The organism is Prevotella vespertina, assembly GCF_009728485.1.
Classification (GTDB): Bacteria; Bacteroidota; Bacteroidia; order Bacteroidales; family Bacteroidaceae; genus Prevotella; species Prevotella vespertina.
On the sequence record NZ_VVIQ01000002.1, the window covers coordinates 168060 to 193784 of the forward strand.

Here is a 25725-nt window from a genome sequence, read left to right on the forward strand (position 1 = left end):
TTTATATTTTGTTGCAGGTGATGGACTCGAACCACCGTCCTTTACTTTATGAGAGTAACAAGATACCACTTCTCCAACCTGCGATATAGCCGTCTGTCCGGCTGTCATGCGTCTTTCCGCATTGTCAGTTACCCTGATAGCGCTTTTTACCAAGAAGACTATTTTACAAGTCAACATCTGTGAAGACAAAATCAGCATCTTCAATTGTTTCACCAGCCGCCACTGTAGACAGGTCTTTTGCGATAGTCCCCCACTTGACAATGTTTCCACTGTCCGGCTTCAATGCATCATGGGTGTATGTCAATAGACCACCTTCCTCTGTACTATACTCGTCAGAGAGGGAAACTACTGTATTGTCAATCTTCGGTCCTGGAACTGCTATATTCTCTGGCTGGATGAAGATAGAGAAGTGATGTGCAACAACGCCGTTGACATCCGTGAAAGGCTTTTTGCGCCCTTGCAAGCGACGTAATACATACTCAACAGCATATTTGTTGGCAGAATACTTCACAGCTTCGTTCTCTCCTCCCTCGATAGGAGCTTCTTTTTTGTCTCCCTTGGTAGGAGTTAACTTAGTGGTGTTTTCTTTCGGAGTAGGCAGCTTAGTCCACTTTGAAGAAGCCACATCAAGATCCTTTATAAGGATATTACATTTACCCCATCCAATTGCTTTACTTTCCATATTTTACTCATTTATGATTTGATACAAAACTTTGTTGTTAATCACGTGCTCAGAAGTAGCTTCGCTTTCCATCACCCTCTGACCACATTCAAAATTCGGATCTGTAAGCGATAATCTAAAGTCCTTTCCTCGCACATTATCGAAAAGGTCGAATGACATCTTGCATAACTTTCTTAATCGAGCCGAATTTTCCTCACTCTGACCATCAATATAATCGTCAACAACATAGATATTCACGTTTACATAAGCTATTTGCTTTTGCTTTGTGCTATTAGCAAGTACAGATAGAATAATATCCTCAGAACGTGAGTTCTTAGGGCGTACAGATGTTTTCTTCAAAGTTCCACTCACTTCTCTTTGAAGCGAAGACTCTTTGATAATCTTCCATACATCATCCTTGATATCTATATCTGACTTCATAATGATAATTTTTCTATGTTAGCGAGAGCGGACTTCTTTGCCCTTTCAAGGCGAGCATCAATAACATCTTTTGCCCACAGCTCTGTTGATGCCAATACGTCCTTACTTTCTAAAGATTCTACGTATTCCGCATAATTCATTCCTGCAACAACAACTAAAGCATAAACCTTAGAATATTCGCTTGCAAGATTATTTATCATCTTCCGACCTTCAGATGAACCATCAGATCCTCCCATTACAGTTTGAAATGACGACTGAATCTTTTTCAATCCATAAGCGTAGACAGCAAAGCCTATTGACGAACGGAGGTTACCTGTATGGTCTATCCAACTTTCCTTGCTTGACCTATCTCTGATTTTAGCAACACACTCTACACCCAATTTAGCAAGAGCATTTGACACTTCATTTCTTATAATGGAAAAAGCAGACATCAAGAACCTCTCTAATGCCTCTGGGGGCGTAGTCATTTTTATTGCCATATCAAATCCAAATCTTACACTGGTGCTGGTAACGATGAAAACCTAAAACCTTAAAGACTTTCCCTTCTCCTTTGCCATAGAATTGCAATTTGATTATATCTCCATATTGAAACTCTTGACAATCTCTTGGGAGGTTATAAATGGTATACAAGTAAGCCTGTACACTTCCGTCTGGTATAGGGATAGTATTAGCCCTTCCGGCAGGAACAATATCGCACTTATAGCTTTCTGTGGACCAATTTGTTTCACCTTGAACATAATCACCCGTCTCTGGGTCTTCATGTCCACGTACCACAATTTGATACGTTAATCTATGTGCGGAAAAATCAATTACAGACATACTACTCACCAAATGTAACCATAGGCTGACCAAGTGAAACTACAGGCTCGCCTATATCCTTGTAAAGTGAATTAATGCGGACTAATAGCCGTTTCTTATCTTCCTCTGTAAGGGTTCCAACACTCTTGTCCGATTCAGAATAAGTTACGGCTTGCAGGAGAGAGTAAAGACAATCAGCAAGCGCACCTTTCCATGCAGCTGTTTTTGAGACTTCAAAAGTGTAGTCATCATCACATTGAAGCTGGCGCTCAATCAGCTTATTTTCAATGAAGCCTAAAGGGACTGGATAATGAACTTCATCTTGGAGCGCTTGTAAAATTGTCTTCATAATTAAACTTGAGCAGTTACGTTAGCAAATAAAGTTGCCTCTTGTTCGTTACTCAGAGAATTGATAGCCGCGATAACAGTGTCATCAGAAGCGTTCTTTGCCACCTTGACATCGAGAGCCTTCAACTGAGCAATAAGGTCAGCCTTCTTATACTTCTTGCCATTTACGGTAGTAAAGGTGTCTGCTGTGTCAAGCTTCTCTTTCTCGGTATCTACGCTTGCAGATTTTTCCTCAGCGCAATCAATGACATAAATCTGCTCTACGTCTTCAATTACTGGGAGGACAAGCGACTGACCATTTGTGAACTCCTGCAGAGGGTCTGTCTTAGAGTACTTAGAAATTAACTTGTACTGGTCTACGGTAGCATACTTGACGCCTTCAACTGGGTTTGTTGACTCTGCAAGTGTACCCCATACAAGTGAACCTACTACGTCTGAGCAAAGGAATACCAAACGATCTACATTCCATGGTTTCTTGCTCTTCTGCAGACCATTCTTCTCGAACAAGATTGAGCGGTCTACAACCTTTAGTGTAACATCAAACTCGTCCTCAAACGCTTCCTTGAACTTCTTAACAGAAGGAACATTTAAGGTGGTTTCGTCAGTGTAAACCTTGCCATCAGCATCAGCAACAAGTTCACGTGCCCAACGCTCCTTGCGAATTTCATTCAGCTTAGACTTGGCAAGCATGAGAGTGGTAATCGTATTGCCATCAGTGTCAGCCTTACTCTTGACATTCTCAATATCCTCATAACTTACCTTGCCCTTAGTGATAGTACCGAATGTGTTTTCGTCAAGATAACCGAAGTTTACACGTAAGCCAGTGCCTACGTTATCCTCATCCTCGACAAGCAACACACCCTCTGAAAGAGCTGTAAGGAAGTTTGCCTCATTCTTCTCATCGATACCGATAGAACAAGCCTCACCATCATTGAGCAACTTCGTCAAAATACGCTGCTTCTCAGCATTCTTTGCTTCATCTGTAGAAGCTGTGGTAAAGCGTGCCTTCATGATGTTGATTGCGTTAATATCAGACTCAATAAGAATCTTTTTCATACCAACCTTTGGTAATTTACCATTAGAAGACGCAATAGCTCCACGTTTCTTGACAGGGAGAGGGGAATCCATTGCAACCATATCAGCAGCAACGTAAGATGTTTTTGCAGATGTACCCTCCCACTTCTGATCAGAGCTGTACACTGGAGCCAACATCTCCTTGTGGAGATACGAACGCTTTGCAGGAGCCTCCTTTTCCTTAATGTAAAGGTTCAATTTTGGCCAGATAGAAGCTATAAATTGTAAAAAAAGTGATTCTTTCATACTTTAACCTCCTTGTTAATCGTGTTCAAAAATAAGGTTTGGAAGAGCTGTTTTTACAGCTGTTCTCATCTCTGTAGTTAACGGATAAGGCATAGCCTTGTCATTAACACGGCCGTTATCCATAATAGCGACCATCGGTTCACTCGCCATCTTAGAGCAAACAACAACACCTACATACTCATGACTTGCTGGAAGAGCCTTATAGGCTTTGTCAGCAACAGGCATAGGCTTGTAAGTGTAATTACCGTCCTCGTCGAGTGTACGAATAACAAGATGACCTGCCTTAATAACGTCATCCTTGAAGTCAGTCATGTCAAGAGTTGCACCACCTGCGATACCTCCGATGTACTGACGGATAACAACAGAATCTACACCAGACATTACTTTTGTAGTTCCATTTACCAAATTAGCTTTTGCACCCATTTGTACTAAAAATTTTGATTTTACTTGTGATGACTAAAGTTTAGCCAGCGCCTTAACTTCATCATCGGACATAACTTCTTCGTCGTTCTTCTTTCTACGACTTTCAGAAGCACCGCCTGTAACGCCAGGAGCACCTAACTTTTCAAGTCCACGATTTAAGCGTTCTTGATTCTCTGCTTCAAGGTCTGATTCAACCTCTTCGAAGAAATCCTCAAACTCATCATCGTCTTTGAACGACATACGACCAAAGGCTTTGAGCGTTCTTTCACCAAACTTGCCTGTGTCTTTCAGTAGTTTCTCGAGCTTAGCCTTACGGCTGTCGGCGGTCTTACCGCTCTTCAATGCTGAAATTTCCGACTGCATACCATCGAGTTTATCCATCAATGGTTTTAGAGCCTTGGCAAGTGGAGTGTCGTCACCGTCTTCGTCCTCAACCTTACCATTCTTCTTAGAAGTCTGACTCTTACGATTCTTACGTGTTGCTGGTTCCACATCGTCCTCGTCGTCATCATCATCTCCGTCATTGGTAGAGTGAGCATTTTTGTACGCTTGGACACGGCTGTCAGATATCGTCTGTGAGAACTGGAGGAAAGGCAGGGCGGCATCAATGGCATCGTCTACTGCTTCCTGAATCTCATCATCCGTAGCATCTTCCTTAATTTCGGAGTCAAGTTTGTCGGCAATCTTAGCAGCAACACCCTTCAACTCTCTGCGACTGAACCCAAGTGCCTTAATGTCCTTACTTGTTCTCAGTGCATCCAACACTTTCTTAAAATGTTTCTTCATTGCTTGTTTATTTATAAATAAAAAAATGGCCTGCAATGCGAGTGAACGCAAGCAGACCATAGTCATTAGAACTAAACCATTGAGAGCACTGAAGTTACGACCAGTTCTGTTGCGTGCATCTTCACACGCTTTCGTCTACAAAGATAAACTTTTTTATTTGAAATTCAAATAATTTTTCAATAAAATTTATCCTATAGACGTAAAAAATGCGGTGGATATATAAATATCATCACCGCATCAAAATCGTTATTCTGAAAATCTATACCTTAAACGTATATTTTGAAAGTATTACTTACCTTTTCTACTTTTCTTTGGTAACACCCATCCTCTCTGTGAGGCAACGACTTGATTAAAGCGCATCCATACATTTTCGTCAAGGAATTCAAAATGCATTGTACCCTTTTTAAAGGCTTTAATACGAAAGAAAGACCATTCGTACCATTCTCCGTAGCGTATACCTTTATCATATATAAAGTTTCGCAAGCTATGTTTCTCGTCATAAGTAACACCATTTACGTAACATAAGGCTTTGACAACGTCATTTATTTTAACCTCATTCCCAGAATATCTTAATCTAACATATGTATTATAATAGCGACTATCGTAACTGGTCATATATGGAACAATGAACTTTCTATTAACCATATAGTTGGCATTGGTCTTCCATTTCTCACCAGCAGTAGAATTATCTGCCGAGAAAGAGCATATCATATCAAAAGCTTCCTCAAGAGCCTTATTCATTCTCTGCCCTGTTGTTTGAATGACCATATTAAGCACCTGATATATGTTGTGCATAGTAAAAGGAACGTTCGACTGCTTTTCAATAAACTTGTTTATTTGGTTACGCAATTCTTGTGTTGCATACTTCTCCATATTTAGTTTATTGAAAATTATCCTCCAATAGTATTTTTGAAGTTGCTTTTTATATTGATGACGAGTTATGTCAACACACTTACTATTCGCATCAACCGTTGCAAATCTGATAGGCATGTAATCAAATCTATCGTCAGAGAATTTAGCTATTTCATTTATTTTGTTTGCAGCAGCTAAAGTTTCGTCAAACAGTTTTACAGCAGATGTGTATCTGTTTACCATATCACGTACCACGTTATACTGAACAAGCCCTTCCGTCTTGTTACCTTCAAGTATATCTTCTTCATTAGAGAACATATACCCCGCAAACTCATCATCCCCTTCTGCTTCTTTATAAAGCTTAATAAGTGAAACTTGCACATCTGTTCTTCGTTCAGATGCCACAAATACAGCACCAAGATTTTCTGAACACCCATATAAAGCAATTAGCTCACGCAATTCTTGTCTTTCGCTTGAATATGAGTTTTCCAAGTTTGATGTATTACATAAAGCTATAATTGTACAGCCAGCAGGAGCAATATCAAACGCATGCTTAATATGCTTCACTCCATTGCTAAAGGGAGGGTTCATGACAATATAATCAATATGGCTTACCTGTTCTGCTGTAACAGAGAGGAAGTCTTCGGCTAAAAGATTACATTCTCCAACCAATAGCTTTTGCAAGTATTTTTCTTTCTCGCAAGCAATAACTTCACCTGCACCATTTGATTTTAACCACCTGACAATATTACCGCTACCGGCTGACGGTTCTAATATCGTCTTTCCTAAAATATCCTCACCGAGCATCATTGTGTTTATGACATCTTCTGGCGTAGGATAAAAATATACATTTTCTGTGAATAAATTCATTGCTCTTTATATTTTCTGGCAGGTGAAATTCCTGCCAGTTATGTTATATTACTAAATCATGTAGTCTGAAACAAACATTGTAAGGAAAGAATTACCACCTTTAAGTGTCAACTTTGAACTGTCCCAGTTAGGAAAATTATCGATAAATTCATACAAATACTCCTCCTGCATTTTGATTTCTGAATCATCAAGTTTTTCCATTTCGCAATCATTAGGAGCGTTGTTGAAAGCTTCCTCATAATCTTCCTCTTCATCATCGAAAGGAACGCAGTAGTTTGGAGTAAGTTTCACCGCTAATCTCATAAGGTCTTGGAATTCCGACCCAGTGATATCTTCTTTCATATAATCTTCAAACCCTTTTGAAAGAAAATCCTTAATGAACTTAACTCGCTCTAAAAATTCTGACTTTTTCATTGCTCTTTTGTTTTAATTGTTATTATTATTTTGATGATGTAAAGGTAGTCATTTTATTTGAATTTACCAAATATAACTATCTAAAAATCAAGTAGTTACATAATATTCAACTTTTAAAATATTGTATTTTCATATCTTAGTATTGTGCTTTTTTGTGTGATAATTCTGAAAAAAGAAAAGTGGAGTGACTAAGTTTTTCAACATCTTTATACTTAAGTTTTGGCTTTATTTTTATATTATCTTGCTAAATTTAAATAAGTTTATTATATTTGCATTGTTAATCAAATGCAAACAATAAAACGATGAAAAAGAAACTATTATTCTTACTTTTTTTGTGTGTTTCTACATTAACTTTTGGACAATCTGTCTTGGGTATTCCATTCGGTAGTTCATACGAGGAAACTAAACAGCTTTTACTTAACAGAAATGTAGGAGAAGATATGTGGGAGCAAGACGGAACAATCATTGTAGTTAAGGGTTATATCGGGCTTATCCCGTTTAATGTCGGCTACTTTTATTTTCAGTATGACCATGATAAATCTTATTTATATTCTGCATGCTTCTCTGACCTTGAATTAACAGCTAACCAAGCAAAAGCAAAGAGAGAGATTTTTGCGGACATTATAAAAGAAAAATATTATGACAGCATAAATGAGGACGTAGACGAAACAGGTTTTAAACGATACGATTTTGGGGTGAACCCTCTTGACAAAAATAAGTCACTGGGTAAAATATTTATATATCACAACAAAAAATCCAATAAATATGATACTGTGCTATATTATGGTCCTATTTATTATGTAGGAAAGAATGCAGATTTTTAAACTACTTTTTGCGTCCATAAGAATAAGGGCGGGATTAACCGCCTTTTACTTCTTAAATAGTTTCCTCCAAAAATCCTTATACTTCATGGCTTGTTGAGATGTAATTCCGTAAGCATCGCACCACTTTTTCATTGTAACATCATCGCAATCAAATCCTGCAACACTCCACATAGAGCCTGCTTTAAGCTTCACCTCAGCTTCTTTACTTATAGTAAATTCAGAGTGCATTTTTGAAGTCAATTCTTCTTTTAACTTTTTCATACTACAAATATAGCATTATTTTCTCAATCCAATATAATAATGAAGATGTTCCATTTGATATTTATCATGCAAATCTATAAATCCTCTCCATTTTACCTTATTACTAAGGAGGAGAGCCTTTCCACACTTTAAATTTGCGATCTCATTCATACGAATATTTGGTCCAGACATTTTTAATATTTCAGAAACGTCTTCAAAATCATTTTGACTTATTACCCCTTCAGAGAATCTTCTTTGAACAAGGTCTTTGATTTCTGATGTCTTTGCAGAAAAACCGTAACGTCCCCAGCAATATCCTCCTACATCCATATTCGCAAGAACCTCAACCCTATCAATGCCCATGCTTTCATAGGACTTGAATAATTCTCTAAACACGGACTTAGACAAACCTTTACCTTGGAGTTCTGATGGCAAATTAAACACATCATGATAGACTACTTTTTTGTCATCTTCCATTCTAAACATCCTACTTAAATAAGGGTTCTGTTTATTACCTTTGCTATCAATATATTCGCCATCATAGGTTAAATTCGCATTACCATTGGGGAAAATGGTTATTCTCTTTGATTTCCAAAAAATCTTATTTTCATCACCAACGTTCTCCATAAAACTATCAAATCTATCAATATCAAAGCCTGATATGGTTGATTCATTATATATTTCTACACGACTAATATTTATATTCCTTGCAGCAAGTTTGTTTACGGTTTCATCCGTCATGATAAATGGACTTGGCTTCAAACTTTCCTTATAGGTCAAAGCCGACAATTTCACAAATTCGCGATTATCCATAACCCAATAAGGCAAAGTTCCTCGACTGCGTGCTTCATCTATCCTCTCTGAATTTTCTGAAACCCATTTGCCAAAATTCTCTGGCGGTGCAGTAATCTTGTTAGGGCTGTTTTCTCTATTATCTGACCAATACTCATCCTCACTCATTACTATCGGTACAGTGTAACAAAGGCAATTTGACCCCCAAAAACATTTACCATTACGGCGAACATACATGATGTGATTCTTTTTAAGGGTTAAATCATAGACTTTACCTTTATATGACATCTCCTTTTTCTCAAAGACGGTAGATGTCAAAGACTTGCATTCGCTAATAATCCAACACTCAAAGTTACCATGTATTATTGTACCATCCTTTTTCCGTGCATCTGTTGGCTTCTGAACTCGAAACGATGGACGTTTACCTACCTTCAATATTAGTTCCGAAAGGTCGGATGCCATTTGTGGAGAGGTTGTAAAATACATTTTCTCTTCCACCTTTGGAACGAATATATTACCATGCGACCCTACGAACGACTTTCTTGTTTTTCGTGTATATCCATCACACTTTATGAACGCATCCAAAAATATCTGAATTTGCTTTTTTGACGCATTCTTAATGATGGTAGGTATAAACTTTTTTCGTGCAATCCCGAATTGTGTCAGATAACGGTTTAATGGAGCATTATAAAACTCGATCGTTTCTTCTTTCATTCGAGGAGCAAATCCCATGTTCTTAATACAATCAACTATCATATATTTGTATGGCTGACCGTCTTTTTGAGAAATAATGATTCCTGTTTTATGTTGCAGACTTCCATCCGACAGATAATAACCCATGAATTCACAGAACAGGTCAAACGGATATTTATTTTCACCTATCTCAATAGCATCTATATCATCAGCAATGTATTCACAACCACGATAGAACGCTCCTTTCCCTTTTGTATAGTCTTTCGCTAAACAATACTTTATACGACCATCGGACTTATTAAGATATACCATCCTGTGTTCAGGTGTTACCAAGCAATCAAGTGATTTATTGAAGAAATGGTACATTTTACCGTTACTCTCATACTCCTGCATATCATCAATCCCAACCCACTCAACATTATGTGTGGACGGATTGAGTGAAAAAATCATATCTTCCCAACGAACATCTTTGAACAATCTCCAACCATGATTTGTAAGAACTTGAGTATCGTCCGAATAGCAATTAGGATGCCAACCTCTAAACTTGAAATCCTTTGGATAATCACCAGCTAAATCATCACAAATATCGTACCTTGGGTGCGAATCAGATAGCTTTATTTTATAACCGAGAATAAAGTCAAATTGCTGCCATCTGGCTTGCTCTGCTGACCTGTAAGCCATACTTATCTCGTTACGTGCCAAACGGAGGGAACGATACTCACAATCGTGGATATTTGTAGCCTTACCATACTTTTCTTGGTAATCAGCCTGCAATGACGGCCAGTCGTTAAGGTATCTACTCAATTTCTTAGAGAGGGCAGTAGCACTCATTCCTTTCTCTATAGCTGTAGAAATTGTCACTTCAAGAGATTCTTTGTAGTTGCCAGACTGATTCCATAGTTTAGACGAAAGATTTAATCCATTTTCTTTTCTGTGCAAGAAAGCTTTAAGCTGGTCACCATTGTCACGATAATAATGCTTAAATCTATCTCCGTGTATCTGAGCCCTATAATATTTCAGTGCCTTATCTGCAACCGCATCTTGGAATGTATTGCTACTCTTCCATTCTGACGACGTGCCAGAGTAGATGAGTGTTTGCATTTCTCCAACAAACTGAGAAAGCAAAAGCTTTACCTCACGCTCTATTTCTGGGTAATTGCCAAAGGAAAACTCAGTCAATCCCTCATAGCCAACAGACTCAACGAGCATTGCAGCCTTTTCGTTGAGTCTATCGTATATGTTACGAACTCGCATCATATAGCCTGCAAGTCGTTTACTTAAATCCTTATATGCCTTTTTCTGATTTGGCAATCTTGGTTTACCCATTCTTTGCTTTGAAATGTTTACAAGCCATACGGCTTAACAATACACAATATATACCTTTAGCATAATGAGGACATCGTCCAAGAGTAGGCTCCCCTTTCAAGCTAAGAGTTGAAAACTTCATTTCAACTTCACAAAAAGCACACTCACCACATTTATTCGTAGAACCTTTTGATTCTTTATTTCTCTTTCTTACGGACATACACTTTTAATCGAGATTCAACAACCCTTTCACCACCTTTCAGATATACAACATCTTCAATAAGACCATTCTTTTCTATAGCCTCAAAGATGTGGCTGTGGTTATTCCCTTTCTGAATACGTGTCATATCAGAAACGCCCTTACGATATGAAGTATTTTTACTACAAGAACCCCTGTATTGACGGATATTCTTCTTGGTGATAGCAACTGCAATCGCTATCTCTTTAGCCTCGTAAGATGGTTTAACCTCGCAAGTTGGGCACAATTTCTCAGCTAATCTTAAAAGTAATTTTGATAACTTCTGTTTCATAGTTCTAATTCTGACTTTACATTATAATTGAAATCTTTTTCTACACCGAATTCATTGCTCAAAGTGCAGCGGCAAAGGTTAATTGTCTTTATTTCTACCGTTGTACATTCTTCAAACTCCTTCATGGCTACAGAAATCTTCTGTTCCATTTCATATTTCTTTGCTTTTAATTCGTCAACCGTCATAACACTTGATTTTCTAAATTAAATGCCGAAGCAGAGTTCACCGCTTCTATCGCACTTTCTTTTTGTATCATTGCAAATGTTTTTTCAGCATCTGAGCTCTCCCCATACTTCTGGATAGATTCTAATTGACTTTCAATAGGCTTATTACCATTTGCTTTCATACGCTTAGTAATCTCAGCAAGCTCGTCATTCTGTATATAAGGGGTTATTATATGCTCAACACTTATGTTATCCATCTCATCTGCCCACGCAGCATTCATTACAGCAAGAAAAGCCTTTATAACATTACACTCTCTCTCAAAGAATTCAATCCAAGTTCCAGACTCATCTCCGACTCTTAGATGAGCATCTGACAGCAACGTTTGCCTTGCATCATACCCTATATTACCAAGTCCCTTCATATTGTCAAACGAAATGTCTGGAATCTGAGCCTGCATCCAGTACATCTTCTGCATAGAATCAACATGATATTTAAGAGCCTCCACAGACTGCGACCAAGATACATAGGAAACGTCTCCACCTTGTTCACAATGGACGACTCTGTAACTTTCCCCTTTATCCTCTTTCCCTTTGGTAGCACCTACAACTTTCAGCAACGGAGCGGAATTGTACGCTATCACATTAGAGTTGCGTGATAAAGAGTATTCAATCTCTGCTCTGATAGGTGATAGTCCATCATAGACTGGCTTTGACCGCCACCCATAGACTCCAGGTATTTTCATTAAGACTATTTCCTCACCATTAGCCGTATCGCCATCTTCCGTTTGCTGAGTTAGAACTACATCCCATTTTCCAACTCCATCACTTTGTTTCCAAATATAATGCTTATCTTTTGTGTACGTCTCGAAGAACACAACCTCCTTGTCTTTTACAGTCTTTTTGTACTCAAAAGACATAGCAAGCATATCATCCATTTCATTAAGGAGAGGATACAATCGCACACCATTCATCGGAGAGAATGTCTTGCATTTTAGTTTATAGTCGCTATCGAATCCGTATAGTCTGTTTTGTTTCTTAACTGCATACCAAACAGTGTAAATTTCGCATGACGCATATAATGCTGTAGCTCTCTTCAAATTCTCACTATCAATACGGACATTCTTATAAACAGACTCTATAGCATTGACTATATCTTTCCTTAACTTGTTATCATCAACGTTGTGATACACACGCTTTACAGGAATCGAAAAAGTGAATTCCGACAAACGCCTTACGTGCAACTTCTCCATTCCTATAATAATTCGTGAGGACTTGTCTAATTGTCCATCTGCTCGTATTTTATCTTTCAACGTTGTCGTGTCAGATAAAATTTCATGCATAGTAGGCTCATAATCCTTGACAAGATTGTCCCATAAAGGAACAGACACTGATTTGTTTTTCAACATACCTATTGTTTCAGATATGTTTCCACTATCAAAGTCTATAGAACTTAAATCTATCATCGTGACTATCTTTATATTTATGTTACAAAGATAACTAAATCTATTTGAATTTCAAATAAATTATACGCTTTTCTTGGCACAAAAAAGCTGCACCTACCTTCTCAGGCAAGCACAGCCGAAGCTAATAACAATTAAATCTATAAAAACTTATCTATGAGTATTTTATGAGCGTTTCTTATTTCCTTTTCAGTATCTATGCCTAATAATTGATAAAACCTTTCATTTCCTGTCAAAACTTCATGTGCTATCTCTATACTTCTTTTTTCAGATTTTGTAAATCCAAATCGAAACGTCTTTGTAATAGCGAGAGCCTCTTTGAAACAGGAAGACCTTAGCAATACCTTTACTTTATCAGTCTTTTTGTCTAAATTCATGTCTAAATGACTCTAAGATATTTTCTTTGGTTTTGTTTTTTAACCAATAGTTAGCATTATCGAGTGATCCCTCAATAGGTCTAAGCCTTAATCCAAATAGTCCTACATATATACAAAGTTCTCTCTTGCTCATCTTATTCGCCTCTGCGAATGTAGGACGTGTATATTCAACAGCCTTACCACCTTTCAAAAATTTGCAATGTGCTAACAATTCTTTTATTGTTATATTTTTCATTTCCATGCTGTTATTATTTTATTTTCAATCCACTTCAAAAGTTCCTCTGACGAACAAGTTATTTTCTTTGGAACTTTTATCTTTCTATTTTTCTTACCAATTACTCGACAGTAATCTTTGAAAAACACAATCTCTACCGTTTCTTTCCTTGCAAGTTGGTCTAACTCCGAAAATTTATGACTTGGAATAGTAGTAGCAATGATTGCTACATACGAATCGAGATAAATTGTTAATGACTTCATTGCTCTTGTTATTTATTGGCAGGTGAATGACCTGCCATTGTATTTAATTATTTCGATGTAATTCTGACCAAATTGGTCAGCAATGATGAATGTGTTTCTCATACCTTTAAGCCAAAGTGATACATTGTATCGGCTACAACCTAACAATTTCGCTACACTTCGGCAAACATCACTAAAATCATTTGTCAGATTACTCTTGATTGTTTTGGCAGCAAAGTACTTGAGCATCTTTGTGATGCCATCTTTTTTAATCTGCCAATCTGTGCCATTTTGAAGAACGAAATTAAGGCTTTCAGAGTGCCCAGCTTTATTAATCGCACAAATCTCTTCTTCGATGGAGAAATATTCATCATCCGTTAGAAGCATTGCCTTTATGTCTTTTGCATAAATTGATTTCATTGCTCTTTCTTTTAATTGTTATTATTATTATTTTGATAGTGTAAAGGTAGTCATTTTATTTGAATTGACCAAATATAACTATCTAAAAATCAGGTAGTTACATAATATTTAACTTTTGAAATACAAAAAAATAGTGTGCCTATCCGTCACGGACAAACACACTAAGAGCAATGAAATCATCAGAAAATACTGAGATTTCGATACAAAGTTACAAAAGATTTTGCAATATCCAAGCGTCATCAGCATAATCTTTTGCGTTCGGATAGAATGTTGATGCAAGGGCGTCTGACCTATCTGGACTACGTTTTAACCTTGCTTTTATATCTTCTTTTGCTTCGATAATAATTTTCCCACTGCTTTGGAACGACCAGTGTATTTCTGTCAATTCGTCATCCAATTCATCACAAGGAGGCAAGGCAGGATTAAAGCCATTCTTTGGATTTAACCAATCTCTTACAGCCCAATAACAATAAGCACGCATATTAGCAAACTCATACTGTCCTGTGATATCATGAAGTCCTCTTGTACCCTCAGAGAACTTACAAGAATAGGCATTACTATAACCCAACTCTTCAAGTCTGGAATAGACACCAGCACCTTCACCAATAGTATCAATGAAAGCTTTTGCTTTACTATCACGTAACCACTGCACAGCTTCTCCAGCTACTTTCATATGGTCTGCTTTTCCTCCTGACTGATGTATTTTAATCTCTGGGACATAGTTTCCATATCGTGGAACAAAACAGCTACTATCACGTCCCATACCAGCGACATCAATACCAACAAGTGGAGACTTTCTTGAAACAAACTTTTCTTTTTGCAATTTTGCCCATCTTTCGTGAGCCAATTCAAGCCAATGTAAAGGTATAAGCGTATCTTCTGTTGCCTTGGGGAAAAGACCGAGAATCTTTATTCGGAATAAGTCATTTGGTCTATAACAACTACCTTCCCACTCAAAATCTCCTTGCCCCTCATCAAAATCAGCTTCTTGAATCCTCTCACACCAATTCTCAACCTTATCTTTTACCCATTCATAATCAACTTGGCCCGGAATTACAGTCTTCTTTTTTACTACATTTTCAGCATTTAGAGAGCTTAACCTAAACTTTTTGAAACGTGAGGATTTCATAGCCTTTGCCGCATATCCAGTAGTTACGTTAGGGTTAAACACTAAAAGTAGTCGAGAGTTTCCCTGCAAGTTTCCTTCAATAGCATTAAACGTTGTTTCGCTCACACCAGACGCCTCAGTTACGATAAACATCGTGTTTACCGCATGGAATCCTGACCATGCTTCCGTGTTATCATCAGAAGCTTTAAATGCAGTTAAGAACCACTCCGCATTATTAGTTCTTATTCCATCGGATAACATACGACCAGGCAATACCTTTGCATTCCTAAACAAACGGTTTACCTCTGGTATCATAATATTAGTACACTGACGACCTGTTGGTGCTGTTAAGGCTATCTTTGTGTTCTTTACAAGCCTATGTTCTTTATCCCAGCGAGGAGTTAGATACATGAAACATAGTCCTGCAACAGCAGCAATATAGTCTTTTCCTCTCGCTGTTCCTGAGGCTACTGCGACCATCTTCTCGGTCTGTATAGCACGCAAAATAGCCTTTTGTTCCTCGTCAAGATTGGCACGAAGAACCTCCTTGGCAAAAAGACACCAGTCATTTTGCCAATCATTAAACTTATTTTTCCACGACTTGCTAATCTTCATCTGAACCAATCGATTCCATCAATTCTTGGAATGGATTTGCATTTACATCATGTTCTGTACGCTCAACATAACCACGCTTCTTACCCTTAGTTTTCAAGAAGAAAATTAAAGAGGTAATATCGTTATTGTTAATGTGCTCAATCAGCTTTGACTCAGCGAAGTCAAGCATTGATTCATCCGCTTCCGCAAGAAGATCCTGCAAAGACTTGGACTTCTCTTTTTTTTGATAAAAAGTACGCCTCGAAATATTCAATGCTGCACAAGTTGCGGTGATATTGCAGCCTTTCTTCTTATATACCTCTGCAATTTTCTCTGCAGAAAATTTTTTCGTCATAACATTATATTTTTGATGCGGATGCTATAACCATCTTTAAAGCATCCGTATATGAATAATTCTCTGATAACAATAAACATCTTGCTAAATCGCCAGTAGGACCAAGGCCAGGTATCAAATTTACATCTATAACATACAATTTACCGTCCTTGTCACGTCTGAAATCAATTCGTGCATGATGCTTAACGCCAAGTTCCTCGAACACTCGTTCTGAAAGAGCTTTTAATTCTTTTCGTTCATCATATTCAAGTGTCACTCCACATTCAGAAAACAAGGACTTCCCTAATTGTGTCTGTATTCCACATGTACCACTACAATCGACTTCGATAGGAAAGCAATATATATTACCACCTATATTGAAAACCGAAACAGTGTATTCTTTCCCATCAATAAAATTTTCTATAACAGCTTTACCATTACAAGTATGGTTGATTACAGCAACTTGTCTTACAACATCCTCTCTTGAAGTGCATATACTACTTTCTGTAACACCTTTACTATCGCTCCCAAAACGTGGTTTCACAAAATATACTATGCCATCTTTTATATTATCAAGAGAACGGTGCTGTGAAGCAAGAATACCTTTACTTAGCAGAAATCTATTCATTTGCAATTTATCATCTGCAAGGGAATATACATCAAAGTCTTCTGCTGTAGTTTTAACACCTTTCTTTCGAATTGTATCAACAAGTAGTTTGCTTGCTGTTCTAAGCAAAACAATGTCATCTTCTGAAACGAAATCAAGACTATCCGTTTCGTCGACTACAACGAGTTTGATACTCTCTCTTCCCAAAGCTTCACGATAGAACTTAAACACATTACTTGTGCCGTAGTTATCCATCTCGTCTTTACTTACTATTGACCAAACCATTGCCTTCCTTGATTTCTGTTAAACGTTCACTTGCAAGCTCTAATAACTTTGCAAAACTTATACTTGGGGATTTTATGTCGTATTGCTTGCCTATCTCTGTTTGCAGTTTCAAAAGTAATCTCTCGTTTTCTTTTTCATTTGCGATGATAAGAGCATCACTTTTACTTGCCTGCTCACGAATATCCCCAAATAACTCATCTAAACTGTCAAACGAATCAGGGTACAAAACAACAGTAAAAACAAAATTTTCTTTCAAGGCAAAAACACTGATACCGTCTGTGCTTACAGGAGCAATCTCGTCGATATTTACATGGGCAAACTGTTTGAAATCAACAGACTTAATCTTACTATATAGTATTTTCAAAATACTCTGATTATCTTCTCCATGCAAAGAGTTATGAGAAAGCTGTGTAGCAATAGCTTCATCCTGCATCAGTTCTTCCTCTGTAACATAGAGTATTCCAATACGCTTAAAGCCGACTTTTTTACATGCTCGTAGCCTGTGATGACCACTAACCATCACGAACCTACCATTACTCCTTTTATAGCAACATGGCACGCTACTCAAGCCCGCCTTTTCTATGTTGTCACACAACTGAGCAAAGTCTTCGCCAGTCATTTCGTTTGCGTTCATATCAGCCTCGTCTATAAGGCTAATGTCAACCTTTTCGTATTTCCACCTATTTTCCGTTTCCATTATTCAATAGTTTTTGGTATCTATCAATTACTTCCTTGTTATTTGCATACTTGCCAAGGATTCCCTCATAAGCAAGGTATGACGAAGTGCAATGGTCTTTTACTTTAGTATATACACCTCTATATTTCATGCTAACTGGCTTGTGAGTATAAGCACAAGAAATAACCTTTTCTACGAGTTTATGCATCCTTCTGCTTAGTTCTCGTTGTACAGAATACTCTTGTATGCAGAACAATATCAACTTACTTAATCTTGGGATTGCATTGTTAGTGCAAAAATCTGTCAATTGGAATAAGTCATATCCCTTGTGTTGCGGTAACGTGAACCCGAAACCTCCAAGAGTATATTTGTCATACATGACAACAAAGGCATAAGTACACTTGCTTACCATATCAACTTTATTGATATATTTTTTCTGCAAGCATAATAAATAATCTGGACTTACCCTTACGACTTTCAGATTATTATGATTATTTATTTCTAAGTCATCTGGGGGAACTATCTCGTTAACCTCGATATGATTACCTTTATATGAGGTGTTAGTTTCACTTGTTCTACTCGACTTATTACAGTAGAGAAATCTACCAGCAGACCACCTATCTCCGCCCGAACTGTTAAACATTGCCAACTTATGCATATTGCTTAAAAATGGGCTATTACTAATGAAATAAAAGTATGTTTCCTCTGGCAGACTTTCCACTAAGTTGTAATACTCGTTACGAGAAACAGAAAAATCAACATCTAAATCACTATTCTCTTGTATAAGCTTAAATGTACGTTTTTGTTTCTTATCCTTGCCATAGTTAAAGAAAATGACCTTTTTGTAGTTAATTGCATCTTGCAATGTTCCTACGTGATATTCGCAGGTCGTTAGCATTTTAAGTAACCTTTCGTTAGCTTTCTCCGTTTTTTCGATAGATTCCTTTGCCTTAATTCTCAGAGCTTTGAAGATTGCATCATTTCTCGCGCTTTTGCTCATAAAGAACTTTTGCAAACTTGCCGCATATAGGGCAAGGGCAAGCTGTCTTTTTGTTGTTTTATCATTGTAATCTTCAAGCCAGCCAAGTCTGTCTCTATAAGTCAGAGCCACCTTGCCATTGGCTATCAAATATAGTAAATGGCAATACGGATCTTGACAATATATTGAAATATTCAGCTTCTCAAAGAAAAATAACTCATAGTAATACATAAAGCCGTTAACAATACATATATCTTTATGCCCATTCTTTTTCACAGCCTCATACAATGCCGAAGCCTGCTTGGAATTATAGGATAATGATTTTGACTGGAACGTCTCAATATTACTATAAGGGTTGCCTTGGTAAATAAGAGGTACAAGTTCTTCTGGTACGTCATATTTAAGCTTTGTTGTCACCTTAAACTCATCGTATGATGATATTTTGTTAAAATCCTGTAAATCATGATTTACAGCATAATAAAACATTCTATACACCGAGAAGATGCAATTCAATGCTGAATAGAAATCATCTGTACCATGGAATGCTCTAAACTCTATCGTCTTAGTCTTGAAAAGAGCAGATATGTTAACTGCATGACGAATAAATCCTTTCTTTGATTGATTAGTGAATAGCTCTCGTATATCATTAAAAGTCTGAGCATTGAGTACTCCTTGATAATACTTGTCAGTAGGAGGAGGCATCAAAATGGAAACCATTTCATCCCATTTCGATATCTTTGCATATCTTTTAAAGTATGGATAACAAATATAAAAAAACAAGAACACTTTTCTCAATTGCTCTACTGACAAATCCCCTGCATATATATGTACGTGAGTGTAAACAGTCCATTTAATTTTACCACCAGCTTTCGCCATTGATTCATAAACGCTGCGTAATCCATGCAAATCCTTTAGACTACAAATGTTTAAAGGAGGGGTGTTTACCTCTCCTCCAAACTTCTTGTTTGACGAACCATCTGTGTTAACAATTTCTTCGTCCTTGCTCCACGAATACCCCTCTGGTAAAACTACCTTAGACCTATCAATATTGCACATTTCAATCTCAACACCAAAGGTTCGTGTCTTTATGTCGTTTAATGCTTCTCCCATCTTTGATATTTCAGGTGTTTGATGTATTGATAAGCACCGAGTTTTTCTAACGTGCGCCCTTTCACCCTAAAGTCTTCTCCCAAAGCTGCGCTTGCAATACTTATAAGAGCAGAGGTTATAGGGGACATAATATCTAATCTCAGTGCAATATCCTCCAATAGTACAAGTCCCTGCGATACGTCTTCTGTAATATATCGTGAGTGGATAGACGTTGGGCTTATTGCTCTATCAGATGATTCTGAATACTTGAAGAAGCTCTCTAAAGGGTCTTTACCAAGAAAACCTCCAGCTTCGTATATATTTATCTTTCTTCCACCAAGAGCATCAAGGATAATCATTTTTTCCTTGTCTAATTCCTCCATGATGTTCAAAGTTGCTTTATTCTTATGTGTGTATGCCTCCCGATACATACAGAAATTACCATCGCTAAACTCTATGCGAGGGATACTCATGATAGCACCTACAGTGTGAAGTACCATATTAGGGTTAAGTAAAGCCGACTCGATAACAGTATAGTCGTCAGAGAAACCTCTATAAAGAGATTGCAGTTTCTCCATACACTCCTTTTTTCTTGTTTCGCTGAATACTGATAAAGGACTTCGTGTAAGTCGGCAACCGACCCTGAATACAACTTCATTTGCCTTATCCTCCAATTCAACACGCCCCTCCAAATATGGTCCTGTTGTTTCTGCAATCATTGGCAGTTCCAGACAATACTTCGAGAAATAGAATGAGGACATATAGCTGCATACCACGACAACCACTTGATTATTATTCAAATACTGGGCTATTTTTTTTATTAATTCTTCGTGATATGTGCTTTGTATAGTTACTATAACGACATCTGCCTTAGCGTTCTCACTTAAATCATTGGAAACATTGTTTATTGTTGTTTCCGTATATGTGTCGTTTTCTTTAAGATAAACCCGATTTTTGTTTCTTAAAAGTCTATCATATGCTTCAGACTTTATTCCTGATGTTTTAATGAGCGAAACTTTATGCCCATTAATTGATAAATCAGTAGCTATTGCTACTCCTATGTTTCCCGTCCCTATTACTGATACATTCATAAGTTATGTATTGCTTAATACACATTTGAGCGGAGAGTAGGATTTGCACCTACGACTTCAACCTTGGAAAGGATGCACTCTAACTAACTGAGCTATCTCCGCATATAGAGCGCAAAGGTGGAATCGAACCACCAACCTTTGTCATGGAAAGACAACACTCTACCATTGAGCTATTTGCGCATTATCGTCTGTCCGAACGTCAAGCGTCTTTCCGCTTTGTCATTATGTGGTTAAAAGAGTGAACCTTGTATATAATCTGGCTCTTTCTTTGGAGTATATCCATATTCTAATATTTCTATACCAAGCTTTTCTTTTATCCAGTCTGCCAATATGTGTCTATGACAGAAATCCTCTGGCTTTTCGTAACAGCAAAGAGCAACGTCTTGCCCTCCACTTGCTTGCTCTACTGTTTTTAAGAACTGCTTCATATCTTGCTGAGAAAGAACTTCCGACCTATATCGTCGTGTATATTCTTCTTGCGTTTGCCCATTTGCAAAAAGAATACTTTTCGTTGGGGCTACTTGCTTCAGAGATGTTCCATTGAACCAACGTGGCGGATAAAGTGATATTCCTATAACCTTAATTCCTGCCTGTTGCAATTTCCTGCTATTACCGAAGTATGATGTGTATATTCTCATATTCTTGTAATTATTTGTAAAGATAATAATATTATTTGAAATTCAAATAAATTTAGTTGAAAAAATCTGTTATTTAACTATATTTTAACAATTATCAGTGCACTGTTTTAGAATATCAAAGGCTTCATTTACCGATTCTGCAACATTTCTGGCTCTATCATAAGTATTCTCACAAATTGTTGAGCGGATTGCTTCACAGAACATCTTTACTTTTAGTTCAAGTTCTTTTTCTTTATCCATATCATACTGCTTTATTAAATTTTCTAATTATGTTCATGTTTTTATTTACAAGACTCACTATTTCATTATGATACTTGCTATTCTGATTACATACGCCACGAGATTGCACTAATTGATAGCGTTTCAAATCTACCTCAATAGTTTCTACTCTCTCGTCATTAACCTTTGCACTTAATAGTAATCTATCTAATCGTTTGTAATACTTATTGGTAAATACGCAATGATGCATAGCCTTGCCTTCTTGTTCTACATCTTTGACCGTCGGCAAAACTTGTATAACAACTTTGCCGTCAGAAATTACCATACACATAAAGCATTTACGTGCAATTTCGTACGTTTTTACTGCTTTCTGATCTTCGAGCAGTTCCTTTTGCTCTTTTATCTTCCTTTGCTTTTCTTCGTACTTATTGCATAAGTCCATTGCTTTATCATGACCTGCTTTCAAACTAATAGGGCAAACAAATTTAGGATTTCTAAAATCTTTGTGAGCTCTTTCAAGCATATTTACCATGTCAATCCACATACAACCATCTTTGATGTGATAATTATGCCGTAAAACTATCTTTACAGCATCCATCTTAGAAACATCGTTATAATCTCTGTTCCATTCGTGAGCAAAAGCTTGTAAAAGAGAAAACTGTTTGCATTTCCAAAGAGTTTCAAAGATGTTATTCTTTAACAGCCCTTCTATAACGTCACGAGGTTGCATATTATGGAAACTTCCTTTTAAGCCATTACGCTTCAAGATAGGAAGCATAGAAGTAACTTTAGATGCAGATATAGGCAACATCAGCGTATAGTCATTATATGATGCAGGAGCTTGCTTTAATGATAATTCGCTATCAATTATCCAACTATCTATTCTGCCACTCATGCAAAATCTGTTCATTGCTTCTACCTCCATATGGCCGTTAGTATTAAACCATAAACGCACTGGTTCTATTACATCATAGAGTTGCCTTTGTTTCCGTATCTGAAAGAAACGGCAAACCTGCCAATCCTTTACTCGAGAGGATACGACAAAGTATCGATACATAGTCTTCTTGTAGGTACGTTCCTTTTCCGTGTAGGAATGAGTAATACCCCACTCCTTTTGTTTGTCCGTAATAGGGGAGAGTATGCCGCTAAGGGCTACAACTTCCCTTTGTATCTTATTTCTTGGCTTCATAGGTCAAAAAAGTGATTGTGCAACAACTTTTTGTTCAGCTTTCTTCTTTGGTTTCAAGCTCTCACGTTGCTTGGTAAGTTGTTCGGTATAGAAGTCGTTACGAGCCTTGTCTTTCAGCTCTTGTTTCTCCTTTTCCGTGAGTTCTACGACGTGGTTAACGACAACTTTGCAGTTAATCTTCTTACCAGCATCAAGGTTGTCCTCATCAAAATAGTGAACAGCCATTCCGTAGATTTCATCATCATCAAAGCCGTTACAACCACTGCGCTGAACTTCGTTAAGAATGTATGTGATACATTCATCAATACTTTTGTTTGGCTTTGCGTATGACTTTGCAAATAACTCATCAGTCTTTGCGCGTGCTTCCAAATAATCTTGAATAGCACGCTTGAAATTATCAGTTGATTTCATAATTATTCTCTGTATGTATCGTAAATTTCTATTTTGAAGTCGTATTCAGAATAAGCACTTTCCATAATGATAATGTCGCCATACTTTTTGAATATGCTGAGAATATCGTTAAGACTTTCAATTTCTACTTCCCAAACGCTTTCCTCTCTTTCACAATCTCTAACTATATATCCATTTTCCTCCCTATGATTAGTTCCTGAAGATATAAACTCATTATACCAAAAATTTGTCTTAGCCTCTTCCATAGAAGACACATTTCTTCTGTCCTGATAATGCAATGTTCTATTTACAAACACAGCTTCATCAATAGGCTTTTCTTCATTTCCCAACAAACTTGTTCTTTCTACTATTACTTTCATACCACTTCGATTGAATAGTCCCAAAAATCATTATCTCCTAATACGATTTCTTCGTTATCGTACATATCAAAGACTTTTATCTTCGCATCTGCTTCATTAAATGCTTTTACCTTAACCTTTCTCTGTAATGTCTCAGTAATAACTACTTCAAACTCATTCGTTGCTCTATATTTTTTTAATTTACAAGAACTTAGACACATTTTTAATTTCCTGCTGATATTCTTTACTCATTGGCGCAAATTGGAACGACTCACTTTTTAGTATTGCACTAAAAACAATCTTAGGTAATATAAAATCGTTTTCATATTTTGACAAATCAAGACACCCACTTTCGAGAATCTTATCCAACTCCTTTTCCAAATCTTCTGAAAAAGACTTGTTTAATTCTCTGACTTTTGATAGTAATTCCAACTTTTCCATTGCCCTTGTACTAAATGTTATTGATGTTGCTTCTTATTTCTTCTGCCTGTGATGCAATATTGTGTAATTTTGACATTCTTGCATCAGTATCATTCACATCGAAGTCTGACCTTCTTGGCAAGAGCTTAACGAACTCAACTAAAGCTATATGCCAAGGAGCATCAGCCTTAACGTACTCGTCTTTTCTTACCAAGTATCTGCCTTTGCCGATAGAACAGATAGTGGCACAACTATCCTTTCCAATATTTACTTTTACAGAAAATTCGACTTTTTCTTCGCTTCGCTTATAGTGGTAATCTGAAATCTGACGGAGCAGGCGTAGACGCATCCAAATACTTTCAATCAGCGGTTCTATTTCATTGAAACTGAAAGACCACATACTTCCACAGGCGGAGCATTCTACCAACACTTTTAACTCATTTGTCTCGTTCTTTAAACCTTTCAGATATAGCGTATCTTGGTGCCCATTGTAACCCATTGAGATAACAGTGCTATTATTGTTGATTTTGAATTGCTCCATAGGAAGACCATGTGGGCAATGAATATTTATAAGCAGCCTCATTCTCGGTTCTTTCAGTTGGATTGTGCCAGTCTGATGCATGCCTGCAATATCATCATCGCTAAACTTGCTTGTATCTATCATTAATTTCCAAGGAATGTGACCATCCTCTTGCAAAAGTGAATAGTTGTAATCGCCAGGCATAGTTCCATCTTCGTCTGGAGTAGGTATTCTCCAATAAAGGTTATCCGACATATATGGATAAGTAATTTCGCCTAACTGATCATAACGGCATTTGAACATATCCTCGCAAGTTCCAATCTTGAACTCGGTATTATCTATCTTTCTTGTTGCATATTCACTCATAGTTGCATGATTTATTTGTATTTGCTAATTTTGTTTCTTTAATTCGCTTGTTGACATATTTCAAAATGTCCCAATATGCTCGCCTCTGACCTCTTAAAGCATCAAGTCTATCTTCTACTTTGTTCACTTCATCAAGGTCTCTTGCGAAATAGGCTCCAGTACAAAGAATATCCATACGGTGGTTTAATTCTCGTATTTCTTCCTTGATTGCAGGAATGTTTGGAAAGAATTTACCGCTATTCAGTTTATCAAACAATGGCTGATAAACTGATTGATATGCATCTTCGTTTTTCTGATTGTACTTCATTGCTCTTATTTTTATCCAAATACTACTTCACCAAATAACACTACTTGTATAAGATTACTTGATGTATAATAATCTCCATTACCATTTGCCAAATCTGCATAATCCTGAGGACACTCTTCAATGAACTTCTGAAAACCTTTCTCAATATCCTCCATTGTTATCTCGTATCTCACATGTGGTCCATCATCCTCATATACGAAAGCAGTAATGAAACCACCACCGAGCAGAATATCAGCCCACTTTTCTTCCCTGCACTCGCTATCTTCCTTGACAAGATTGTTGAACTTCTTGGGACGCTTTATTTCAAGCCAGTCACTCCCATAGGTTGCGGTAGAAAAAATATCTACCAAATTGTCTTTGTTTAACTTGTATTTCATCGC

General features: G+C 37.2%; 35 protein-coding genes and 3 tRNA genes. 1 reads left to right on the top strand and 37 read right to left on the bottom strand.

The window, feature by feature from the left end; genetic code table 11:
- Nucleotides 1-11: 11 nt before the first annotated feature.
- The 11 genes from F0475_RS02130 to F0475_RS02180 form a co-directional block, all read right to left on the bottom strand.
- Nucleotides 12-83 (bottom strand) — tRNA-Met (locus F0475_RS02130).
- A gap of 80 nt (nucleotides 84-163) precedes the next feature.
- Complete coding sequence (locus F0475_RS02135; protein ID WP_155715183.1) at nucleotides 164-682, bottom strand: hypothetical protein; 519 nt, start codon at nucleotides 680-682, stop codon at nucleotides 164-166.
- Between the two features lie 3 nt (nucleotides 683-685).
- Nucleotides 686-1102: a hypothetical protein gene (locus F0475_RS02140; protein ID WP_155715184.1), complete on the bottom strand. Its 417-nt coding sequence runs from the start codon at nucleotides 1100-1102 to the stop codon at nucleotides 686-688.
- Nucleotides 1099-1581: an HK97 gp10 family phage protein gene (locus F0475_RS02145; protein WP_155715185.1), complete on the bottom strand. Its 483-nt coding sequence runs from the start codon at nucleotides 1579-1581 to the stop codon at nucleotides 1099-1101. Before F0475_RS02145 ends, F0475_RS02140 begins: the two co-directional genes overlap by 4 nt.
- Before the next feature lies 1 nt (nucleotide 1582).
- Nucleotides 1583-1921, bottom strand: coding sequence for a hypothetical protein (locus F0475_RS02150; RefSeq protein ID WP_155715186.1), 339 nt, complete (start codon nucleotides 1919-1921; stop codon nucleotides 1583-1585).
- 1 nt (nucleotide 1922) lies between these two features.
- The gene (locus F0475_RS02155) at nucleotides 1923-2249 is read right to left on the bottom strand and encodes a hypothetical protein (RefSeq protein ID WP_155715187.1); all 327 of its coding nucleotides are present in this window, start codon (nucleotides 2247-2249) and stop codon (nucleotides 1923-1925) included.
- Nucleotides 2250-2251: 2 nt separating this feature from the next.
- Nucleotides 2252-3568 (bottom strand): hypothetical protein, encoded by a 1317-nt coding sequence (locus tag F0475_RS02160; RefSeq protein ID WP_155715188.1) that lies wholly within the window; start codon nucleotides 3566-3568, stop codon nucleotides 2252-2254.
- Between the two features lie 15 nt (nucleotides 3569-3583).
- Nucleotides 3584-3949, bottom strand: coding sequence for a hypothetical protein (locus F0475_RS02165; RefSeq protein WP_234422935.1), 366 nt, complete (start codon nucleotides 3947-3949; stop codon nucleotides 3584-3586).
- A 75-nt stretch (nucleotides 3950-4024) separates the two neighbouring features.
- Nucleotides 4025-4777 carry a hypothetical protein gene (locus F0475_RS02170; protein WP_155715190.1) on the bottom strand — a complete coding sequence of 251 codons (753 nt, stop codon included), beginning with the start codon at nucleotides 4775-4777 and terminating at the stop codon, nucleotides 4025-4027.
- 288 nt (nucleotides 4778-5065) lie between these two features.
- Nucleotides 5066-6499 (bottom strand): class I SAM-dependent methyltransferase, encoded by a 1434-nt coding sequence (locus tag F0475_RS02175; protein WP_155715191.1) that lies wholly within the window; start codon nucleotides 6497-6499, stop codon nucleotides 5066-5068.
- Nucleotides 6500-6550: 51 nt separating this feature from the next.
- Nucleotides 6551-6913 carry a hypothetical protein gene (locus tag F0475_RS02180; protein ID WP_155715192.1) on the bottom strand — a complete coding sequence of 121 codons (363 nt, stop codon included), beginning with the start codon at nucleotides 6911-6913 and terminating at the stop codon, nucleotides 6551-6553.
- Between the two features lie 302 nt (nucleotides 6914-7215).
- Here F0475_RS02180 and F0475_RS02185 point away from each other — a divergent pair, with 302 nt between their 5' ends.
- Nucleotides 7216-7737 carry a hypothetical protein gene (locus F0475_RS02185; RefSeq protein ID WP_155715193.1) on the top strand — a complete coding sequence of 174 codons (522 nt, stop codon included), beginning with the start codon at nucleotides 7216-7218 and terminating at the stop codon, nucleotides 7735-7737.
- Between the two features lie 45 nt (nucleotides 7738-7782).
- On the opposite strand, the gene F0475_RS02190 is transcribed toward F0475_RS02185, so the two are convergent.
- The 26 genes from F0475_RS02190 to F0475_RS02320 all read right to left on the bottom strand — a co-directional run bounded on the left by F0475_RS02190 (nucleotide 7783) and on the right by F0475_RS02320 (nucleotide 25722).
- Nucleotides 7783-7998 (bottom strand): hypothetical protein, encoded by a 216-nt coding sequence (locus F0475_RS02190; RefSeq protein WP_155715194.1) that lies wholly within the window; start codon nucleotides 7996-7998, stop codon nucleotides 7783-7785.
- A gap of 15 nt (nucleotides 7999-8013) precedes the next feature.
- Complete coding sequence (locus tag F0475_RS11700; protein WP_199879770.1) at nucleotides 8014-10788, bottom strand: hypothetical protein; 2775 nt, start codon at nucleotides 10786-10788, stop codon at nucleotides 8014-8016.
- Nucleotides 10789-10964: 176 nt separating this feature from the next.
- Nucleotides 10965-11297, bottom strand: coding sequence for a hypothetical protein (locus F0475_RS02205; protein WP_155715195.1), 333 nt, complete (start codon nucleotides 11295-11297; stop codon nucleotides 10965-10967).
- Nucleotides 11294-11446 (bottom strand): hypothetical protein, encoded by a 153-nt coding sequence (locus F0475_RS02210; RefSeq protein ID WP_155715196.1) that lies wholly within the window; start codon nucleotides 11444-11446, stop codon nucleotides 11294-11296. Before F0475_RS02210 ends, F0475_RS02205 begins: the two co-directional genes overlap by 4 nt.
- Nucleotides 11447-11478: 32 nt before the next feature.
- The gene (locus F0475_RS02215) at nucleotides 11479-12924 is read right to left on the bottom strand and encodes a phage portal protein (RefSeq protein ID WP_155715197.1); all 1446 of its coding nucleotides are present in this window, start codon (nucleotides 12922-12924) and stop codon (nucleotides 11479-11481) included.
- A 351-nt stretch (nucleotides 12925-13275) separates the two neighbouring features.
- Nucleotides 13276-13539, bottom strand: a complete 264-nt coding sequence (locus tag F0475_RS02220; RefSeq protein WP_155715198.1) for a hypothetical protein — start codon at nucleotides 13537-13539, stop codon at nucleotides 13276-13278.
- Entirely contained in the window at nucleotides 13530-13775 is a 246-nt protein-coding gene (locus tag F0475_RS02225; protein WP_155715199.1) for a hypothetical protein, read from the bottom strand. Before F0475_RS02225 ends, F0475_RS02220 begins: the two co-directional genes overlap by 10 nt.
- Nucleotides 13776-13787: 12 nt before the next feature.
- The gene (locus F0475_RS02230) at nucleotides 13788-14174 is read right to left on the bottom strand and encodes a hypothetical protein (protein ID WP_155715200.1); all 387 of its coding nucleotides are present in this window, start codon (nucleotides 14172-14174) and stop codon (nucleotides 13788-13790) included.
- Between the two features lie 208 nt (nucleotides 14175-14382).
- Nucleotides 14383-15897, bottom strand: coding sequence for a hypothetical protein (locus tag F0475_RS02235; RefSeq protein ID WP_199879771.1), 1515 nt, complete (start codon nucleotides 15895-15897; stop codon nucleotides 14383-14385).
- Nucleotides 15887-16231: a hypothetical protein gene (locus tag F0475_RS02240; RefSeq protein ID WP_155715201.1), complete on the bottom strand. Its 345-nt coding sequence runs from the start codon at nucleotides 16229-16231 to the stop codon at nucleotides 15887-15889. Before F0475_RS02240 ends, F0475_RS02235 begins: the two co-directional genes overlap by 11 nt.
- Nucleotides 16232-16235: 4 nt before the next feature.
- The gene (locus F0475_RS02245; protein ID WP_155715202.1) at nucleotides 16236-17102 is read right to left on the bottom strand and encodes an ATP-grasp domain-containing protein; all 867 of its coding nucleotides are present in this window, start codon (nucleotides 17100-17102) and stop codon (nucleotides 16236-16238) included.
- A complete protein-coding gene (locus F0475_RS02250; RefSeq protein ID WP_155715203.1) occupies nucleotides 17080-17799 on the bottom strand; it encodes a ParB/RepB/Spo0J family partition protein in 720 nt (239 codons plus the stop codon). Before F0475_RS02250 ends, F0475_RS02245 begins: the two co-directional genes overlap by 23 nt.
- Complete coding sequence (locus F0475_RS02255; RefSeq protein ID WP_155715204.1) at nucleotides 17783-19867, bottom strand: GNAT-like putative antirestriction protein; 2085 nt, start codon at nucleotides 19865-19867, stop codon at nucleotides 17783-17785. Before F0475_RS02255 ends, F0475_RS02250 begins: the two co-directional genes overlap by 17 nt.
- On the bottom strand, nucleotides 19852-20937 hold the full coding sequence (locus F0475_RS02260) for an NAD/NADP octopine/nopaline dehydrogenase family protein (RefSeq protein ID WP_155715205.1): 1086 nt from the start codon (nucleotides 20935-20937) through the stop codon (nucleotides 19852-19854). The genes F0475_RS02255 and F0475_RS02260 overlap by 16 nt, the downstream gene beginning before the upstream one ends.
- Nucleotides 20938-20965: 28 nt before the next feature.
- Nucleotides 20966-21039, bottom strand: a tRNA-Gly gene (locus F0475_RS02265).
- 6 nt (nucleotides 21040-21045) lie between these two features.
- Nucleotides 21046-21117, bottom strand: a tRNA-Gly gene (locus tag F0475_RS02270).
- A gap of 50 nt (nucleotides 21118-21167) precedes the next feature.
- Nucleotides 21168-21575, bottom strand: a complete 408-nt coding sequence (locus tag F0475_RS02275; protein ID WP_155715206.1) for a DUF488 domain-containing protein — start codon at nucleotides 21573-21575, stop codon at nucleotides 21168-21170.
- 84 nt (nucleotides 21576-21659) lie between these two features.
- Nucleotides 21660-21815, bottom strand: coding sequence for a hypothetical protein (locus F0475_RS02280; RefSeq protein WP_155715207.1), 156 nt, complete (start codon nucleotides 21813-21815; stop codon nucleotides 21660-21662).
- Nucleotide 21816: 1 nt separating this feature from the next.
- Nucleotides 21817-22719, bottom strand: coding sequence for a PcfJ domain-containing protein (locus F0475_RS02285; protein WP_199879772.1), 903 nt, complete (start codon nucleotides 22717-22719; stop codon nucleotides 21817-21819).
- A 267-nt stretch (nucleotides 22720-22986) separates the two neighbouring features.
- On the bottom strand, nucleotides 22987-23394 hold the full coding sequence (locus tag F0475_RS02290; RefSeq protein WP_155715209.1) for a PcfK-like family protein: 408 nt from the start codon (nucleotides 23392-23394) through the stop codon (nucleotides 22987-22989).
- Nucleotides 23395-23396: 2 nt separating this feature from the next.
- Nucleotides 23397-23753: a hypothetical protein gene (locus F0475_RS02295; protein ID WP_155715210.1), complete on the bottom strand. Its 357-nt coding sequence runs from the start codon at nucleotides 23751-23753 to the stop codon at nucleotides 23397-23399.
- A complete protein-coding gene (locus tag F0475_RS11995; protein WP_155715211.1) occupies nucleotides 23750-23953 on the bottom strand; it encodes a DpnD/PcfM family protein in 204 nt (67 codons plus the stop codon). The genes F0475_RS02295 and F0475_RS11995 overlap by 4 nt, the downstream gene beginning before the upstream one ends.
- Complete coding sequence (locus F0475_RS02305; protein WP_155715212.1) at nucleotides 23934-24173, bottom strand: hypothetical protein; 240 nt, start codon at nucleotides 24171-24173, stop codon at nucleotides 23934-23936. Before F0475_RS02305 ends, F0475_RS11995 begins: the two co-directional genes overlap by 20 nt.
- Nucleotides 24174-24183: 10 nt before the next feature.
- Complete coding sequence (locus tag F0475_RS02310; RefSeq protein ID WP_155715213.1) at nucleotides 24184-25038, bottom strand: hypothetical protein; 855 nt, start codon at nucleotides 25036-25038, stop codon at nucleotides 24184-24186.
- Nucleotides 25031-25345, bottom strand: a complete 315-nt coding sequence (locus F0475_RS02315; protein WP_155715214.1) for a hypothetical protein — start codon at nucleotides 25343-25345, stop codon at nucleotides 25031-25033. Before F0475_RS02315 ends, F0475_RS02310 begins: the two co-directional genes overlap by 8 nt.
- Nucleotides 25346-25356: 11 nt before the next feature.
- Nucleotides 25357-25722, bottom strand: coding sequence for a hypothetical protein (locus F0475_RS02320; protein WP_155715215.1), 366 nt, complete (start codon nucleotides 25720-25722; stop codon nucleotides 25357-25359).
- Nucleotides 25723-25725: the final 3 nt, after the last annotated feature.

Excerpts from the sequence above, each read along its gene's own strand:
- F0475_RS02135 (WP_155715183.1), bottom strand. The coding sequence starts at position 682 with ATGGAAAGTAAAGCAATTGGATGGGGTAAATGTAATATCCTTATAAAG.
- F0475_RS02140 (WP_155715184.1), bottom strand. The coding sequence starts at position 1,102 with ATGAAGTCAGATATAGATATCAAGGATGATGTATGGAAGATTATCAAA.
- F0475_RS02145 (WP_155715185.1), bottom strand. The coding sequence starts at position 1,581 with ATGGCAATAAAAATGACTACGCCCCCAGAGGCATTAGAGAGGTTCTTG.
- F0475_RS02150 (WP_155715186.1), bottom strand. The coding sequence starts at position 1,921 with ATGTCTGTAATTGATTTTTCCGCACATAGATTAACGTATCAAATTGTG.
- F0475_RS02155 (WP_155715187.1), bottom strand. The coding sequence starts at position 2,249 with ATGAAGACAATTTTACAAGCGCTCCAAGATGAAGTTCATTATCCAGTC.
- F0475_RS02160 (WP_155715188.1), bottom strand. The coding sequence starts at position 3,568 with ATGAAAGAATCACTTTTTTTACAATTTATAGCTTCTATCTGGCCAAAA.
- F0475_RS02165 (WP_234422935.1), bottom strand. The coding sequence starts at position 3,949 with ATGTCTGGTGTAGATTCTGTTGTTATCCGTCAGTACATCGGAGGTATC.
- F0475_RS02170 (WP_155715190.1), bottom strand. The coding sequence starts at position 4,777 with ATGAAGAAACATTTTAAGAAAGTGTTGGATGCACTGAGAACAAGTAAG.
- F0475_RS02175 (WP_155715191.1), bottom strand. The coding sequence starts at position 6,499 with ATGAATTTATTCACAGAAAATGTATATTTTTATCCTACGCCAGAAGAT.
- F0475_RS02180 (WP_155715192.1), bottom strand. The coding sequence starts at position 6,913 with ATGAAAAAGTCAGAATTTTTAGAGCGAGTTAAGTTCATTAAGGATTTT.
- F0475_RS02185 (WP_155715193.1), top strand. The coding sequence starts at position 7,216 with ATGAAAAAGAAACTATTATTCTTACTTTTTTTGTGTGTTTCTACATTA.
- F0475_RS02190 (WP_155715194.1), bottom strand. The coding sequence starts at position 7,998 with ATGAAAAAGTTAAAAGAAGAATTGACTTCAAAAATGCACTCTGAATTT.
- F0475_RS11700 (WP_199879770.1), bottom strand. The coding sequence starts at position 10,788 with ATGGGTAAACCAAGATTGCCAAATCAGAAAAAGGCATATAAGGATTTA.
- F0475_RS02205 (WP_155715195.1), bottom strand. The coding sequence starts at position 11,297 with ATGAAACAGAAGTTATCAAAATTACTTTTAAGATTAGCTGAGAAATTG.
- F0475_RS02210 (WP_155715196.1), bottom strand. The coding sequence starts at position 11,446 with ATGGAACAGAAGATTTCTGTAGCCATGAAGGAGTTTGAAGAATGTACA.
- F0475_RS02215 (WP_155715197.1), bottom strand. The coding sequence starts at position 12,924 with ATGATAGATTTAAGTTCTATAGACTTTGATAGTGGAAACATATCTGAA.
- F0475_RS02220 (WP_155715198.1), bottom strand. The coding sequence starts at position 13,539 with ATGGAAATGAAAAATATAACAATAAAAGAATTGTTAGCACATTGCAAA.
- F0475_RS02225 (WP_155715199.1), bottom strand. The coding sequence starts at position 13,775 with ATGAAGTCATTAACAATTTATCTCGATTCGTATGTAGCAATCATTGCT.
- F0475_RS02230 (WP_155715200.1), bottom strand. The coding sequence starts at position 14,174 with ATGAAATCAATTTATGCAAAAGACATAAAGGCAATGCTTCTAACGGAT.
- F0475_RS02235 (WP_199879771.1), bottom strand. The coding sequence starts at position 15,897 with ATGAAGATTAGCAAGTCGTGGAAAAATAAGTTTAATGATTGGCAAAAT.
- F0475_RS02240 (WP_155715201.1), bottom strand. The coding sequence starts at position 16,231 with ATGACGAAAAAATTTTCTGCAGAGAAAATTGCAGAGGTATATAAGAAG.
- F0475_RS02245 (WP_155715202.1), bottom strand. The coding sequence starts at position 17,102 with ATGGTTTGGTCAATAGTAAGTAAAGACGAGATGGATAACTACGGCACA.
- F0475_RS02250 (WP_155715203.1), bottom strand. The coding sequence starts at position 17,799 with ATGGAAACGGAAAATAGGTGGAAATACGAAAAGGTTGACATTAGCCTT.
- F0475_RS02255 (WP_155715204.1), bottom strand. The coding sequence starts at position 19,867 with ATGGGAGAAGCATTAAACGACATAAAGACACGAACCTTTGGTGTTGAG.
- F0475_RS02260 (WP_155715205.1), bottom strand. The coding sequence starts at position 20,937 with ATGAATGTATCAGTAATAGGGACGGGAAACATAGGAGTAGCAATAGCT.
- F0475_RS02275 (WP_155715206.1), bottom strand. The coding sequence starts at position 21,575 with ATGAGAATATACACATCATACTTCGGTAATAGCAGGAAATTGCAACAG.
- F0475_RS02280 (WP_155715207.1), bottom strand. The coding sequence starts at position 21,815 with ATGGATAAAGAAAAAGAACTTGAACTAAAAGTAAAGATGTTCTGTGAA.
- F0475_RS02285 (WP_199879772.1), bottom strand. The coding sequence starts at position 22,719 with ATGGAGGTAGAAGCAATGAACAGATTTTGCATGAGTGGCAGAATAGAT.
- F0475_RS02290 (WP_155715209.1), bottom strand. The coding sequence starts at position 23,394 with ATGAAATCAACTGATAATTTCAAGCGTGCTATTCAAGATTATTTGGAA.
- F0475_RS02295 (WP_155715210.1), bottom strand. The coding sequence starts at position 23,753 with ATGAAAGTAATAGTAGAAAGAACAAGTTTGTTGGGAAATGAAGAAAAG.
- F0475_RS11995 (WP_155715211.1), bottom strand. The coding sequence starts at position 23,953 with ATGTGTCTAAGTTCTTGTAAATTAAAAAAATATAGAGCAACGAATGAG.
- F0475_RS02305 (WP_155715212.1), bottom strand. The coding sequence starts at position 24,173 with ATGGAAAAGTTGGAATTACTATCAAAAGTCAGAGAATTAAACAAGTCT.
- F0475_RS02310 (WP_155715213.1), bottom strand. The coding sequence starts at position 25,038 with ATGAGTGAATATGCAACAAGAAAGATAGATAATACCGAGTTCAAGATT.
- F0475_RS02315 (WP_155715214.1), bottom strand. The coding sequence starts at position 25,345 with ATGAAGTACAATCAGAAAAACGAAGATGCATATCAATCAGTTTATCAG.
- F0475_RS02320 (WP_155715215.1), bottom strand. The coding sequence starts at position 25,722 with ATGAAATACAAGTTAAACAAAGACAATTTGGTAGATATTTTTTCTACC.